Here is a 13,502-nt window from a genome sequence, read left to right as displayed (position 1 = left end):
GGTGGAACTAGCCCCCAGCCTGTGACCTGGCTCTGGGGGTGTTGACCGATGAGCCGGGGTAGCCGCGCATCGCGCGGCGATGGACAGGGAGCGATGACGCGCGGCGCGTGCCCCAGCCCCGCTCTTTGATCCACGCTCCCTGTTGCCGGGGCCTCTTGGAGCGCGTTTGAGATCGTCATTCCGGCTCGCCGCGTCCAGGCGCCCCCTGGCCGCGTTGTCGGCCACACCGATACAACTCATCCGGTATCGCTAGCGCGCGGGCGTGGACCGCCACCAGCGGGTCGTCGTCGACGTAGACGACCCGGGACTCCGGCGCGATCCGTTGCGCGACGTCGTGGACGTTGACCGCCGTCGGCAGTCCGACGCCGACGTCCAAGAACTGCCGCACCCCCGCCTCGGCCGTCAGGTAGGTTAGGACCCGCGTCATCGCCGCGCGGGTCGCACGGGCTATCTCGACGACCGCCGGGAACCATTTCTTGTAGGCTTCCCCGGCGGCCCGGTCGACGGCAAAATGGTCCTTTCCGTCGAGATAGTAGTTCCACAGCCGCGCCGGGTGCGGAACCGTGGTGTCGAACGTTTCCGTGCTCACGCGACGGGTTCTCCTGCAAGTTGGGAATTTCGTTGGCGACGTCGTGACCAGGGGTCCAGGTCGAAGGGCTTACCGTGCCTGGCTCTCGCCGTGCACGGTAAGGCGGATCTCGTCGGGCGACCTTGAGCAACGTCACCGTGTCCACCGGCAACGCGCAATCGGGTGCCTCCCTTTTTCACCCTGACCCGATCCGTTTACACGGGCAAGGTGCCCGTCAAACCCAAGAAGCAACCTGCTTGTGGTCGATACGCGCGAGATTCTGTGGCGTTCCAAAGTCGATGAAGTACCGGCGTCCGTTGTCATACGCCTTCAACTTCCTACGGGCGATGAGCACGGGAAGGATCGACGAATAGAGATCGGGAGCCTGTCCTGGCTGGTAGGCGGACAGCAGCGATTTACTGAGTAGAAGGACGCCCGTGCTACTGCCACGCCAGGCGAAATCGACCGGTGCGGCAGGTTTCGGCACGGCCTCAAGAGAGGCAACGACGCTCCTGCCCGCATCGACATACCATGCGCCGTTGTTGGGTGCGTCCAGACGTTGTGTGAGGACGATGACCGCGCTGCCTTCGGCCCGTTCGCCGTGGCTTAGCAGGTCGGGCACGTCAAGTTCTACTATCGTGTCGCCGTTCCAGACCATAAAGACATCGGTTGGGACGGAGCCCAGACATTCCAACAGGTCGGAACCTGTCCCGCGCTGGTTGGTGTGGACGAACAGGAGGTCAGCCCTGGAAAGCTCGCCGTTGAAGTGTTCCCGGATCATGTCTTCGTGATGGTGGACGGCCACGACCACCGGTCGTAATCCGGCGCCGAGAAGCCGGCATACGAGATGTTCCAGGTAAGGCCGTCCGGCCACAGGGAGCATTGTTTTAGGCATCCGGGCGCCGAGGTCGCCGAGACGAGTACCCGGCCCGGCCGCTAATACGATTGCGCCCGTCACGTCTTGTCGCCGCGTACGAAGAGAGCTTGACGGCGTGCCACGAAGTTGTCATGACTGTCCTCGCTCGCTGGATCGCAATGTACCCGCCGATAGAGGTCGAACGTCAGAACCTGGATCTCGACGATACCGAAAGGCGCCTTACGGTTGAGGTGAATCGCTTGGTCGTAATTGTTAGTCGTCGCCGCAGAAAGCCCCGCGTGGTCACGTTGCCTGTAATCACGCCAAGGGGCGAACTGAAGTTCACCGTGTCTGAGTAGAAGTTCGGAAGGTTCGGGTGTCAACCAAAGTGCCTCGCAACACGTGGCTACAGCTTCGAGGGCATCCTCCGATGCGATCACCAGCCGGTAACCCCATACGTCCAGCATGACGCGCAGCGGTTCGCCGAATCGGCGCATCTTGGCGACAACGGCGTGAGCTTCCTTCAGCCGCGCGTCGACGACTACCGTGCCAGGCTCGATGTCGCCGTTCCCATCCATCGTGTTCGGCCGTTCCTCGGCCAGGAACGACTTGTAACCTGCCGTGCCGAGGTGATCGGCGAGATCCCGCTGTCCCGCCCGAAGCTGCGCCGTCCATTCATCCCTGTGAGAGACTAGATGGCCAAGGACGTTTGCATAGTCGTCTTCGGTTACGGGCGAGAGATCGGAAAGGTTAGGCATGGGATAGCTCGTTTCGGCCGGAGTAGATGCGCCGACCGTTTACTAGCCGGCACTGTCGGGGGTCTTCCTCGGATAGTTCGTCAACACTTCGGTACGCAAGGGTCAACACTACCCGAGGCCCCTCGGCCGACGCGCCACCTCCCGCGTGGTAGAGCTGCCCGTGCATCAGGATAGCGTCACCCGCCGAGGCAGGCAGGGGCACCGCCTGGTCACCCATCGAGGAATAGACCGATGATTGATCAAGCCACGTACCGCCGTTGTTGGGACGACCAGTAGACGGCCATAGATGGTTTGCGGGGATAATCCGCGTGGCTGACGCGAGATCAGTGCAGTCCGAAAGGTAGACGAGAACGGTAAGAATACTGCGACTCCATTGCAAGACGTCTCTGTGGAGCCGGTCCGTCGAGGGCTCGCGATAGGTACTGAGATGGTTGTGACGGTTTTCTACCAACTCGACATTAGGTCCGAGGACCGGATCTAGAGCATTTAGTAGCCGGTCGGAGGTCGCAATTGCGAGGTACGCCGAATCCATCGACACAGCGCGATCGATTCTCGTTCGTCCAGGCTTGTTGGTGACCTGTCCGTTGTACGGCTGCTCGGCGACACGGTCAGCGATCTCGCGGAGATTGGCGCATTCCTCGGCGCCGACTAAGCCGGGTACGCGGAGATAGCCGACGTTGTGAAAGAAGACGACCGGGGCATTCATCGTTTCTCCTTCATGCCAGATGCGGGAAGGTGGGGGTGTACGTTCATCTACTTCGGCCCGTCCGCGCGCAGCGAGACGTTTAAACGGACTGGACTCGGACGATCGCCGAACAGCACCCGCCGAACGGTGCTGTGTACCGCATCAACCACGCTTTCTTGACCCACAGCGTAGCCGGTTAGACCCTGCGTCCCGGAAAATGTGACGGGATGGCTAAGGGGAGGGGGTAACTCCAACGACAGGACATGGGCAAGAGCTTGACGCACGGCGTCGTCAGGCGTACCCGGATCAAAAATCTTGCGTAGCAGCTCGGCGCGCTCGCTGTGGGGTTCGCTCATGGCCCTAGAACAGCACGTGAAGGCGGTCGACGACTCTTTACAGCGTCGGAAGGTCGACGTCTGGACCTGAAAGGCGTTGATCTGGCCGCACCGGGGAAGGTGTTCGGATCGGTAGTCCGGTTGCTGTCACCGGGCGATGTCCCCACCGGTACGGACGGAGAGGCGAACCCCAAAAATCGAGACGATCGGGTATCGAATCGGCGTGCCGCTGCGCGGCATCCTGGGCGGCCTGATTCAGCAGACGGCACGCGGCGTGCGCGATGTCTTCCCGGTCGTACGCCGCGACAGCCTCCAGCGGTTCGTCCGCCGTCACGTCTTCCTGCCAGGCGGCATCCGTGGCGCGCTGGCGTAGCTCCGCCGTCGGTTCGGCGTGAACGACGATCCACTGTAGGGACGTGTTCGTGTCGTCGCCTGGCGGGACGACCACGTACGTCTCTTCAAGATCCATCCTCTGCTCCCCGCTTGCCGTTCTGCGGCCTGGTCCGCGCTCGCCAGGGGGCCGCTAGGCGGGCGCCCCGGTCGTGCGTGGCCCGCGAATGCGGTACCAATACGCCTAGACACAGAATGGTCACCCTGCGCCGATGTCACTAGGGGCAGAGGTAGGGGCATCATGGGCTCATGGCGGTTGGCGACCTGATCCGAGAGCTACGCTCGGCCCGTGGGTGGTCGCAAGGACGCTTGGCGTCCGAACTGGTCAAGGCGTCCGACGGGAGCACGATCACCCGCGAGACCGTCTCCCGGTGGGAACGCGGCGCGATCAGATGCCCTAATGCCTTCTGGCTAAGGCATCTCGCCGGAGTCCTACAGGTCCCGCTAGAGGTTCTGGAGGATGAGAACGTGGACCGTCGCCGCTTCACCAGCATTGCCGCTGTCGCTACCGGCATAGCTCCGATCATTGCCTCTGATCTGATCCACGGCGGATTCTCGGCCGCCCTGGCCGGTGGCCCGGACGTGGACGAGTGGCGCGAGGTTCTGACGAACTACGGGCGCGACTACATGTCGTTGGGCGCAGGCGAAATACAGAAGCGGCTCACCGCTGACATGCTCGTGATCCAACAGCAGCTCGACCGGCCGGAACGGTGGGAGATTGCCGCACGGCTGGCAACTCTGTACGCCAAGACCTACCCCGGCAGCGACGGCGTCAAGGCCGTCACCTGGTACCGCACGGCGACGCAGGCCGCTGATCGGTCGGGAGATCCGGCTACGCGGGTATGGGTGCGTGGACGCGCCGCTATCGCCCTGGGATACGAGGGTGCGGCTCTAGGCGTCGCTGAGACGCTCGCGAGGGAGGCTGAGCAGATAGACGACCGGCCCTCACTCGGCAGGCTGAACGCGGTCATGGGACGCGCGCACGTCGCGGCAATTCGTGGCGACGATCAAACGGCGCTCACTCTTCTAGACCAGGGTCGCCGGATCTTCGACGTCGCTGGAAGCGACGAACAGGAATCGGACTACGCCGTTCCCTATTGGCGGATGAACGTCTTCGAGTCCCTGTTGCTCGCGAGGCTAGGAGACGAGAACGGCGCACTACGCGCCCAGGACACCGCGTCCGCGACGTTGCCCGCTAGCCTGCCCCGGTTCGCGACCCACCTAGAGATGCACAAAGGGCTGATGCTGGCCCGTGCTGGTGACAAGGCCGGAGGCGTCGCGTACGCACAAACCGCACTGGACAAGCTCCCACCGGAAAAGCACAGCCTGACCCTGCGTCTCCTCATGTCCGAGGTTGAAGACGCAACCGGACCGACCGACGTTTGAGGTCGACAGCGTTCACCTCACGGTATTGCGATGGTCGAACCACGGGAACGGGCACCACACCTCGCGCGCTAGTCGAACGGCGCAACTATTCCATCAATTAAGGTAGCAATTGGAAGAGCACGAAGGGCGGCAATGTTGGATTCTAGTTGTTGGCAAGCGTAGATAATAGTCCAGATGTTCTTCTGGACGTCTCCCTTCTGTCCGCCTTTCCCGAGGGACCCCTGGTAGCTTTTCAGCTGCACATCGTAGCCGCGAAGATACACCGGAACTCGCTCGTGTTGAGAGTCAAAGAGCACCTGCTCTCCGAAACAGAATTCAAGGGAACATGCGGCACCGTTAATATCTGTGTAGGCAACACGTCCCTCGTTAACCGTCGGATAGCTAAGTCCATACTCAACATCGGGAAGCCGAATGACCCTTACGGTTTCAGGAAGCTTCAAAGATAGAAGCCGAGCCTGTTCGGCGCGTCCAGCGGTATCGTTATCTAGCACGGCGATAATCCTGTTGGCTACCCCTGCAGCAGAGAACCTCCTGACGGCATCTCCTACCCGGTCGACGCCCCCCGGTATCTTCACCACATCGAACTCCAGGAACGAAAAATAGGACGCGACATGAGGTCGAAGTAGCTCCAAGGATGCACGAATTACTCTAGAATCGAACTTTCCCTCAGTAAGTACTATTGTTGGACTGTCGCGAGACGCTCGAACTCGGATTCTCTCTCGTGCGTATTCTGCCCAATCCAGGTCGTCTGTATACTCGCCGATCAGTACATCTGTAAGATCGAAAATAACCATCGACTCTTCGTTGGCACAGTCAAGAGCTAAGGCCAGCAGTGCGCGAGCGTCGATCCCTCCTTCCCAATCGAAGCCGAAAAAAGTTTCATTGTAGTCGTGAGTTTCGGCATCGAGATAGTCAATGACAGAGGCGCGGAGCAGTGGAATGTTTTCTTTGATCCATTCTTCTACCTCCTCTTTATCCCCGGCGCCGCTGAGCTTGTTCTCGGCATACTCATGCACTGCTGTCTTATACGAGAACCCCATCACATTTAGACGTTCGATGACTACCCTCGATGCGACCTCGTAACGGACGATATCGGGACGCAGCAGACCGAGCTCATGCGGTCCTAGATCGGCATTCTCATCGTCCATCTGGCGATGGCGGTCCCTATCGTAGATTAAGTCGGCCATGTCAAAGAAGGAAATCGTTTCACCTGGCGGTACATACTTGCCACGCAAGATTACGCTCTTATCGATGCGAAGTTCCCACCAGTGACCCATGTGATGACAATAGTGGCTCCCCGAGCGCGCAAGTTCGCCTGTTGCGACGTCCCGGCCCGAATACTGGTTATGGCGGCGCGCGGCGAGCATGGCGGCGGGTCGGCCCGTGTAAACGGGTCGGGGGGTAAGGGTGCGGCTCCCTCCCCGACTCAGTGGACGCGCTGTGCAGCGTTGCCTGCCGACAGTAGCGGCCCGACATACCTTCGCGCACCGCTTGCTATAGAAAGCATACAGCAAGCGCAGGTCGTAGGGGCATCGGTTCAATTTCTACTAGGCCGTGTTTCCTGGATCTAGCCTGGGTCCTGCGGCGACTCCGTGAGATCGCGAAGTCAGATCTTGATCGAGGCGATGTCGACGGTGGCCTGGTACATGTAGTCACGTTTGTCATATCTTGTAGCGACCGCCCGGAACTACTTGCGTTTGTTGATGCTCCGCTCGGCCACGGTGCGCAATGTGTACAGTTCCGCGTCGCATGCGGGCGGGCGCCCGCCGCGGCTGCCGCGGGCCTTACGGTTGTGCGCTTGGTCGGCGCGCTCGGGGATGACAGCCCTGATCTTCCGGCGGCGCAGGTAGGCCCGGTTCGCGTGGCTGGAGTACGCCTTGTCCCCGAGGATGTGGGTCGCCCGGGTGCGGGGCCGGCCGACCCCGCCCGGGCGGCGGACGCGGATGCCGGCCATGACCGGCGCGCATGCGGTCGTGTCGTGGCGCTGTCCCGGGGCGGTGACCCGGGACAGCGGCCGGCGGCGGGCGTCGGCGGGCGTCGGCGGCCCGGTGCAGCGTGGTCGAGTAGCCGCTGTGGGAACGCCCGAGCGCCTCCCGTCCGTCCGGGTCGTCCAAGGCGGAACACCTCCTTCGTGTCTGGGTACGCGGCGACCAGATCGCTCGCGGGCGCGTGTCGCGCGCCGGCGGTGTGCTGGTGGGTGCGGACGACGGTGAAGTCGACGGCGACTGCCAGTCGGGGCGCATCCCGAGGGGCGGACCGGCCCCTCGGTCGCGGTCGGTGTCCCCGCCGTGCCTGGTGTGTCCGCCGTGGTCGGTAGTGCCGTCGCGCGGCGCGACGCGGTCGTCGGGGCCGGTGTCCCCGCCGAGCGCCTGATCACCGCAACGGGCGTCCGCCTCGGTGCGGAGCGCGTCGAGGATGCGTTGCCAGGTGCCGTCCGCCGCCCGCCGCCGCTTGCGCTTGTAGAGGGTTCCCGAGTGGCCGTACCTGTCCGGAACGTCCCGCCACGGGCAGCTGGTCCGTTCCCCGGTTCATGATTCCGTCGATCTTAGCGGTCGCCGTCTCGGGAGCGGTTGGCGATGATGGCCGCGACCGGCGGGATGACAGCGGCGACGGACATCATGGCCAGCGCCGCCGGCACCGAGAAGAAACGGACCACGCCGCCGGCGAGTACGAACAGCCCCACGCAGCAGGTCATCATCGCCAGGTAACGGTGACGGATCCGCCGCTGCGTCTCGCCCGGCAGCGGTGCTGGTGCCGCTGCCGGTGAGGGAGCTGGTCCCGGTGGCCGGGACGGCGAAGGTGCCGCTGTGCCGGTGGCCTGGCGTGGGGGGCCGGGCTGGCGCGGCACGGCCGGCCCGGGACACCCCTCGGCCGCTCGGGAACGCAGCCGACGGTCGTAGGCACGGCGCCGCTCTGGATCACTCAGTACCTGGTAGGCGGTATTGACCAGACGGAACGCGCTCTCGGAACCGCCCGCGTCCGGATGCGTGCGCAGCGCGGCCCGCCGGTAGGCGGTGACGATCTGGGCGGGCGAGGCCGTCGGTCGCACACCCAGCACGTCATAGAGCGATGGTCGGGCCACGACCTACCCTTACCCGCCAGCTGGACGTGTCATCTGGAGACGATGAGGACGACCGCGACGATCAATCCGAGAATCACGACGGTGCCCCGTAGCGCGGCCGCGGGCAGCAGCCGGGCGAGACGTGCGCCAAGAAGACCGCCCGCGCAGGATGTGACCAGCAGGATCGCTGTAAAGGCCCAGGAGACCTGGGCACTTACCACGAACACAGTGACGCCGATTATGTTGATCCCAAACGAGAGCAGCGTCTTCGCGGCATTGGTGCGCTGGATATTGTCGGGCAGCAGGATGCCCAGGATACCGAGCAGCAGTACGCCGAGGCCGGCACCGAAGTAGGAGCCGTACACCCCCGCCAGAAACACCCCGCCGCGGGTCGGCCAGGTGACGTCGGCGGTGGGTACACCATTGTTGGTAAGCATGATCGGGGCAGCCGGGGCAGCCGGGGCAGCCGGGGCAGCCGGGGCAGCCAGCAGCCGGGCACGCCGGCCCGCCACCAGCTGGGCCAGCCACGGCTGGGCGCCGAGCAGCCCGCAGGCCACCAGCACGAGGTATCCGACGACAGCCCGGAAGGCGCCCGCGGGCGTGGCCAGCAGCAGTACCGCCCCGGTCAGCCCGCCAAGCAGGGCCGGGACACCGAGCGGACGCAGCCGGGCGGCCTGGCCCGCAAGCTCTCGTCGATAGCCGAGCGCACCGCCCGCATATCCGGTCACCAGCCCGACCGAGGAAGTAATGTTCGCGGTGAGTGCTGGCATACCGGTGGCGAGCAGCGCGGGGAAGGCGATCAGGGTGCCGCCGCCGGCGGCCGCGTTCACCGCCCCAGCCAGCAGACCGGCGGCCGCCACGAGTCCGCCGTCGGCTGGTCTCACGGCACCCTCCGCGTCCGGGCAGGAAGTCCTGCGGCCTTCTCAGTACACCCGCTCAGATGAGGTTCGCACGGGTGGATGCGGCTGGTTGCCGGTGTTTCTCGCCACCTCGGGCGGGAGAGCGCCGAAACGCTGGCGCGGTGGATGCCATGTGGGTAGGCAACGTGAATGGGCGGTTTCGAGGTGTTGAGGATTACCGGCCGGGTACTGGTCGGGCCGGAGGATGTCCGCGACGAGCTGTGGGTGCTGGACGGGAGGATCACGTTCACCCCGCCGGTCGGCGCCGGTGCCCGCGACGTCCGGACCCTGTCAGGTTGGGTACTGCCCGGTCTGGTCGACGCGCACTGTCATGTCGGCCTGGCCTCGCATGGCGCGGTTGATCGTGACACCGCCGAGCGGCAGATCCGGGCGGACCGGGACGCGGGCGCGTTGCTGCTGAGCGACGCGGGCTCACCCGCCGACACCCGCTGGGTGGACGACCGCGTCGACCTGCCCCGCCTGGTCCGGGCCGGCCGGCACATCGCCCGGACGAGGCGTTATGTCCGCAACTACGGTATCGAGATCGAACCCGACCAGTTACTCGCGAACGTCGTCGAGCAGGCCGGGCGTGGTGACGGCTGGGTCAAGATCGTCGGTGACTGGATCGACCGCGACGCCGGGGACCTCGCCCCATGCTGGCCGCGGGACGTGGCCCGCGCCGCGATCGAGGCCGCGCACGCGGTCGGTGCCCGGGTCACCGCGCACTGCTTCGCCGAGAGCTCCCTGGCCGACCTCGTCGAGGCCGGTATCGACTGCGTCGAGCACGCCACCGGGCTCACCGACGAGACGATCCCGCTGTTCGCGGCGCATGGCGTCGCCATCGTGCCGACTTTGATCAATATCGCCACCTTCGGTGACATCGCGGCGGCGGCGGAAGAAAAGTTCCCCGGCTACGGAAAGCACATGCGGGCATTGCACACGCGCCGTTACGATACAGTGCGGTCCGCCTATGACGCGGGGATCGCGATCTACGTGGGCACGGATGCCGGCGGATCGCTGGCCCATGGCCTGGTCGCCGACGAGGTTGCCGAACTGGTGCGGGCCGGGCTGCCCCCGCTGGCCGCGTTGTCGGCGGCAAGCTGGGCCGCGCGTGCCTGGCTGGGATTCCCGGGTTGTGACGAGGGTGCCGCGGCCGATCTCGTCGTCTATCCGCAGGATCCGCGGGTGGACGTACGGGTGCTCGCCGCGCCATCGTTCATCGTGCTGCGTGGGCAGGTCCTCGACATCCCAGCGAAGGAATCTCGCCCGGCCCAGTGAAGATTCTCACTCACCGACCGCGAGGTGCGGCTGGCGCCTGAGTGGCCCTGAGGCGTTCGATCGCATCATGATGAGACCGGGGCATCGGGAGAGACATCGCGGTGAGCGTTCGGGTTGGCTGCGAGCCGCGGTGCTGGGCGCGGACGACGGCCTGGTGTCGACCTCCAGCCTGATGCTCGGGGTGGCCGCGTCGTCGGCGTCGCGAGCCGTTGTGCTGACCGCGGGGCTCGCCGGGCTCGTCGCGGGGGCGGCGTCGATGGCCGCTGGCGAGTTCGTCTCGGTCAGTTCGCAGCGGGACGTCGAGCTGCGGGATCTTTCCGTGGAGGCGGCGGAGCTCGCGGCTGATCCAGCCGCCGAGCTGGAGGAGCTGACCGGCATCTACGTGCGGCGTGGGCTGAGCCCGCAGCTCGCCCGGGAGGTCGCGGTGGAGTTCAGCCGGGCCGACCCGCTGGCCGCGCACGCGCGCGACGAGCTCGGCCAGTCACCGGCGGCCGCGGCCCGTCCGGTGCAGGCCGCCGGGGCCTCGGCGTTGAGTTTCGCCGTTGGCGCTCTGCTTCCGCTTCTGGTCACGCTCGCCGCTGGCGGCACCAGCAGGATCGTGCTGCTCGTCGCTGTGACGTTGGTGGGATTGGCGCTGCTTGGCGCGGTGGGCGCCACGCTCGGCGGCGCGAACCGGATGCGGGCGGCTGGCCGTGTCCTGCTCGGCGGCTGCGTCGCCATGGCCGTGACAGCCATGGTCGGCGCTCTGGCCGGAACCGCCATCCACTGACCGCGCCGGCTGGCCGGATCGCCCAGATATATGTGTCCGCACGGCTACTTGTCAGCGACGAGGAAGGGGTTGTTAACTGCTGCCGGATCGACGTCCGGTAGCGTCGGATGAGGTCGTATGATGTTCATGTGAACCTCAAGGAGTGGGCCGCCGCGAACGGCGTCGGGTACACCACGGCGCGGCGCTGGTACCGCGACGGTCTGCTCCCGGTCTCTGCCCGGAAGGTCGGCGGCCTAGTGCTCGTCGACGAACCCGCCGCGCCGGCCGGGCGCCCTGCCGCCGTGGTGTACGCCCGAGTGTCGTCAGCGGAGCAGCGCCCCGACCTGGACCGGCAGGTCGCCCGCGTCACGACCTGGTGCGGCGAGAACAGCGTCACGGTGGGCCGGGTCGTCACCGAGGTCGGATCGGCGTTGAACGGCCACCGCCGGAAGTTCCTCGCACTGCTACGCGACCCGGCCGTGTCCACCATCGTCGTCGAGCACCGTGACCGGTTCGCCCGTTTCGGCGCCGAGTACGTCGAGGCCGCGCTGTCCGCGAACGGCCGTGAGCTGCTGGTGGTCGACCCTGCGGAGGGGGACGACGACCTGGTCCGGGACGTTACCGAGATCCTGACGTCGCTGTGCGCCCGGCTGTATGGCCGGCGTGCCGCCGCGGACCGGGCGGCCCGGGCGGTCGCCGAGGCGACGAAGGACGGCCCGGGATGAAAATGTTGCAGGCGTACCGGTTCGCGCTCGATCCGAACAGCGCCCAGCTCGCGGGCCTGCGCCGGCATGCCGGCGCAGCCCGGTTCGCCTACAACTGGGGGCTGGCCCGGGTGAAGGCCGCGCTCGCTCAGCGCGATGCGGAGCAGTCCTACGGCCTGACCGGTGACGCGCTGACCCCGGTGCCGTGGACGCTGCCCGCGTTGCGGCTCGCCTGGAACGCCCGGAAACGCCGGGTTGCCCCGTGGTGGGCGGAGTGCTCGAAGGAAGCGTTCTCCGCTGGGCTGGACCAGCTTGCCCGCGGGTTGAAGAACGTCACCGACTCCCGGAAAGGGAAACGGAAGGGCCGACGGGTCGGGTTCCCCCGGTTCAAGAAACGCGGGAAGGCCCGTGACAGCTTCCGGTACACCACTGGTGCGTACGGCCCGGCCGAGGACCGGCAGGTGAAGCTGCCCCGGATCGGCCGGGTGAAAGTCCACGAGCCGATGGGTGCGCTCACCGCACGGCTGGCCGACGGACGGGCCCGGCTGCTCGGTGCCACCGTGTCGCGCACGGCGGGCCGCTGGTTCGTGTCGTTCACCGTCGACGTGGAACGCGATGCGCCCGCCGGGCCGTCGCGTCGGCAGCGCGCGGCTGGGCCGGTCGGTGTCGACTTGGGGGTGAAGCACCTCGCCGTGCTGTCCACCGGCGAGACGGTGGCGAACCCGAAGCATCTCGGCGGGTCGCTGCGCCGGCTGCGCACGGCATCGCGCGCCTACGCCCGATCGAAGCCCGGCAGCGTGGGACGGCGCAAGCGCGCGGCCCGGCTCGCCCGCGTCCACGCCCGGATCGCGAACCAGCGCCGCGACGGCCTGAACACGCTCACTACCCGGCTCGCGAAGACCCATGACAGGATCGTGGTCGAGGATCTGCACGTCGCCGGAATGGTGCGTAACCGGCGGCTCGCCCGCGCGGTGTTCGATACGGGGATGGCTGAGGTCCGCCGCCAGCTTGCCTACAAGACCGTGTGGTATGGCTCGCGGCTCGACGTCGCGGACCGCTGGTATCCGTCGTCGAAGACCTGTTCCGGCTGTGGCTGGCGAAACCCAAGCCTTACCCTGTCGGATCGCACGTTCACCTGCCTGTCCTGCGGGCTGGTGGCCGACCGTGACCTGAACGCTGCGGTCAACCTCAAGCAACTCGTCGCCGTCAGTACGTCGGAGACGGTAAACGCCCGTGGAGCCGACCGTAAGACCCGCGCAAGCGGGCAGGTGGCAGTGAAGCGGGAACCCGGCACGGCCGCGGCCAGTCAGACCGGGAGTGCCTCACCGAGAGGTGAGGCGGCATGAGCGGCGCTATCCAGCGCTCTCATGCAACGGACTTTCCGGAGTTGGCCGACGCCCTACGCCAACCCGCAAGATCCCTCCTCAAGTAACGCCCAAGGCGATTGGCCCGACCGATCCACGGCTGGAGGAGGGCGTCGGGCGGGCCGAAGCCGACTCGGGCACACTTCTGGCCAGCACCACCCCGCTCCGCATACTTGTTCTGGCAGCCGCCAGATATCCATCCGCCCACACGGCCGGCCACCTCGGCAGATCATGGCGGTGGTAGGGGCAGCGGTGCGTCTTCCGGGATGTGCCGGATGGTCGGGTCGTAGCCGTCCAGCTCGCCAGGCTCGAACCGGACGTTCTTGATCACCCACCAGAAGGAGCCGGCCGGCTCACCGACCAGCTTGTACGCACCATCCGCCAGCAAGAGCGCCCACCCGCTCCGCCCCCCGATCATGATTGCGATCTGTTGGCCGGTCGCGACCTCCCACAGCCGGATGGTGCCATCC

Annotated in this window: 15 protein-coding genes and 1 pseudogene; 6 read left to right on the top strand and 10 right to left on the bottom strand. The window is 66.1% G+C overall.

Features of this window, described 5'->3' with window-relative positions; genetic code table 11:
• Nucleotides 1-250: 250 nt before the first annotated feature.
• From MJ777_RS11250 to MJ777_RS11235, 5 genes and pseudogenes are all read right to left on the bottom strand, one after another.
• Nucleotides 251-589, bottom strand: a pseudogene (locus tag MJ777_RS11250) (SAM-dependent methyltransferase); the annotation flags it as partial.
• 214 nt (nt 590-803) lie between these two features.
• The gene (locus MJ777_RS11245; protein ID WP_255724043.1) at nt 804-1,526 is read right to left on the bottom strand and encodes a sugar phosphate nucleotidyltransferase; all 723 of its coding nucleotides are present in this window, start codon (nt 1,524-1,526) and stop codon (nt 804-806) included.
• Nucleotides 1,523-2,182: a hypothetical protein gene (locus MJ777_RS11240; protein WP_239345567.1), complete on the bottom strand. Its 660-nt coding sequence runs from the start codon at nt 2,180-2,182 to the stop codon at nt 1,523-1,525. The genes MJ777_RS11245 and MJ777_RS11240 overlap by 4 nt, the downstream gene beginning before the upstream one ends.
• On the bottom strand, nt 2,175-2,888 hold the full coding sequence (locus MJ777_RS23095; protein WP_370652703.1) for a phytanoyl-CoA dioxygenase family protein: 714 nt from the start codon (nt 2,886-2,888) through the stop codon (nt 2,175-2,177). The genes MJ777_RS11240 and MJ777_RS23095 overlap by 8 nt, the downstream gene beginning before the upstream one ends.
• 372 nt (nt 2,889-3,260) lie before the next feature.
• A complete protein-coding gene (locus MJ777_RS11235; protein WP_239313760.1) occupies nt 3,261-3,671 on the bottom strand; it encodes a hypothetical protein in 411 nt (136 codons plus the stop codon).
• 170 nt (nt 3,672-3,841) lie between these two features.
• Here MJ777_RS11235 and MJ777_RS11230 point away from each other — a divergent pair, with 170 nt between their 5' ends.
• The gene (locus tag MJ777_RS11230; RefSeq protein WP_239375846.1) at nt 3,842-4,978 is read left to right on the top strand and encodes a helix-turn-helix domain-containing protein; all 1,137 of its coding nucleotides are present in this window, start codon (nt 3,842-3,844) and stop codon (nt 4,976-4,978) included.
• A 68-nt stretch (nt 4,979-5,046) separates the two neighbouring features.
• Here the strand turns inward: MJ777_RS11230 and MJ777_RS11225 are convergent, their stop codons facing one another.
• Both MJ777_RS11225 and MJ777_RS22720 read right to left on the bottom strand, forming a co-directional pair.
• Complete coding sequence (locus tag MJ777_RS11225) at nt 5,047-6,165, bottom strand: hypothetical protein (RefSeq protein WP_239375844.1); 1,119 nt, start codon at nt 6,163-6,165, stop codon at nt 5,047-5,049.
• A gap of 500 nt (nt 6,166-6,665) precedes the next feature.
• Nucleotides 6,666-7,355, bottom strand: a complete 690-nt coding sequence (locus tag MJ777_RS22720) for a transposase (RefSeq protein ID WP_255724041.1) — start codon at nt 7,353-7,355, stop codon at nt 6,666-6,668.
• Between MJ777_RS22720 and MJ777_RS11215 the strand changes: the two genes are divergently transcribed.
• Nucleotides 7,267-7,512: a hypothetical protein gene (locus MJ777_RS11215; RefSeq protein WP_239375840.1), complete on the top strand. Its 246-nt coding sequence runs from the start codon at nt 7,267-7,269 to the stop codon at nt 7,510-7,512. The two genes, MJ777_RS22720 and MJ777_RS11215, sit on opposite strands and share 89 nt — an antisense overlap.
• Nucleotides 7,513-7,523: 11 nt before the next feature.
• Here the strand turns inward: MJ777_RS11215 and MJ777_RS11210 are convergent, their stop codons facing one another.
• The gene (locus MJ777_RS11210) at nt 7,524-8,060 is read right to left on the bottom strand and encodes a DnaJ domain-containing protein (RefSeq protein ID WP_239375838.1); all 537 of its coding nucleotides are present in this window, start codon (nt 8,058-8,060) and stop codon (nt 7,524-7,526) included.
• A 29-nt stretch (nt 8,061-8,089) separates the two neighbouring features.
• Complete coding sequence (locus MJ777_RS11205; RefSeq protein WP_239375836.1) at nt 8,090-8,923, bottom strand: sulfite exporter TauE/SafE family protein; 834 nt, start codon at nt 8,921-8,923, stop codon at nt 8,090-8,092.
• Nucleotides 8,924-9,088: 165 nt separating this feature from the next.
• Between MJ777_RS11205 and MJ777_RS11200 the strand changes: the two genes are divergently transcribed.
• The 4 genes from MJ777_RS11200 (at nt 9,089) to tnpB (ending at nt 13,014) form a co-directional block, all read left to right on the top strand.
• Nucleotides 9,089-10,216 (top strand): amidohydrolase family protein, encoded by a 1,128-nt coding sequence (locus tag MJ777_RS11200; RefSeq protein WP_239375834.1) that lies wholly within the window; start codon nt 9,089-9,091, stop codon nt 10,214-10,216.
• A 67-nt stretch (nt 10,217-10,283) separates the two neighbouring features.
• Nucleotides 10,284-10,985, top strand: coding sequence for a VIT family protein (locus MJ777_RS11195; RefSeq protein WP_239375832.1), 702 nt, complete (start codon nt 10,284-10,286; stop codon nt 10,983-10,985).
• A gap of 128 nt (nt 10,986-11,113) precedes the next feature.
• The gene (locus tag MJ777_RS11190; protein WP_239375830.1) at nt 11,114-11,689 is read left to right on the top strand and encodes an IS607 family transposase; all 576 of its coding nucleotides are present in this window, start codon (nt 11,114-11,116) and stop codon (nt 11,687-11,689) included.
• Nucleotides 11,686-13,014, top strand: a complete 1,329-nt coding sequence (gene tnpB, locus MJ777_RS11185; protein WP_239375828.1) for an IS607 family element RNA-guided endonuclease TnpB — start codon at nt 11,686-11,688, stop codon at nt 13,012-13,014. The genes MJ777_RS11190 and tnpB overlap by 4 nt, the downstream gene beginning before the upstream one ends.
• Nucleotides 13,015-13,261: 247 nt before the next feature.
• On the opposite strand, the gene MJ777_RS11180 is transcribed toward tnpB, so the two are convergent.
• Nucleotides 13,262-13,502: hypothetical protein (locus MJ777_RS11180; RefSeq protein WP_239375826.1), on the bottom strand; the 241-nt coding region annotated here is incomplete at its 5' end.

Origin of the sequence: Protofrankia sp. Cj5, from assembly GCF_917627405.1 — a bacterium.
GTDB lineage: Bacteria > Actinomycetota > Actinomycetes > Frankiales > Frankiaceae > Protofrankia.
The sequence above is the reverse complement of the archived record's forward strand: the minus strand, read 5'-3'. Positions and strand labels throughout refer to the sequence as shown.

Coding starts and splice junctions, on each gene's coding strand:
- MJ777_RS11240 (WP_239345567.1), bottom strand. CDS start 2,182: ATGCCTAACCTTTCCGATCTCTCGCCCGTAACCGAAGACGACTATGCA.
- MJ777_RS23095 (WP_370652703.1), bottom strand. CDS start 2,888: ATGAATGCCCCGGTCGTCTTCTTTCACAACGTCGGCTATCTCCGCGTA.
- MJ777_RS11235 (WP_239313760.1), bottom strand. CDS start 3,671: ATGGATCTTGAAGAGACGTACGTGGTCGTCCCGCCAGGCGACGACACG.
- MJ777_RS11230 (WP_239375846.1), top strand. CDS start 3,842: ATGGCGGTTGGCGACCTGATCCGAGAGCTACGCTCGGCCCGTGGGTGG.
- MJ777_RS11225 (WP_239375844.1), bottom strand. CDS start 6,165: ATGGCCGACTTAATCTACGATAGGGACCGCCATCGCCAGATGGACGAT.
- MJ777_RS11200 (WP_239375834.1), top strand. CDS start 9,089: ATGGGCGGTTTCGAGGTGTTGAGGATTACCGGCCGGGTACTGGTCGGG.
- MJ777_RS11195 (WP_239375832.1), top strand. CDS start 10,284: ATGATGAGACCGGGGCATCGGGAGAGACATCGCGGTGAGCGTTCGGGT.
- tnpB (WP_239375828.1), top strand. CDS start 11,686: ATGAAAATGTTGCAGGCGTACCGGTTCGCGCTCGATCCGAACAGCGCC.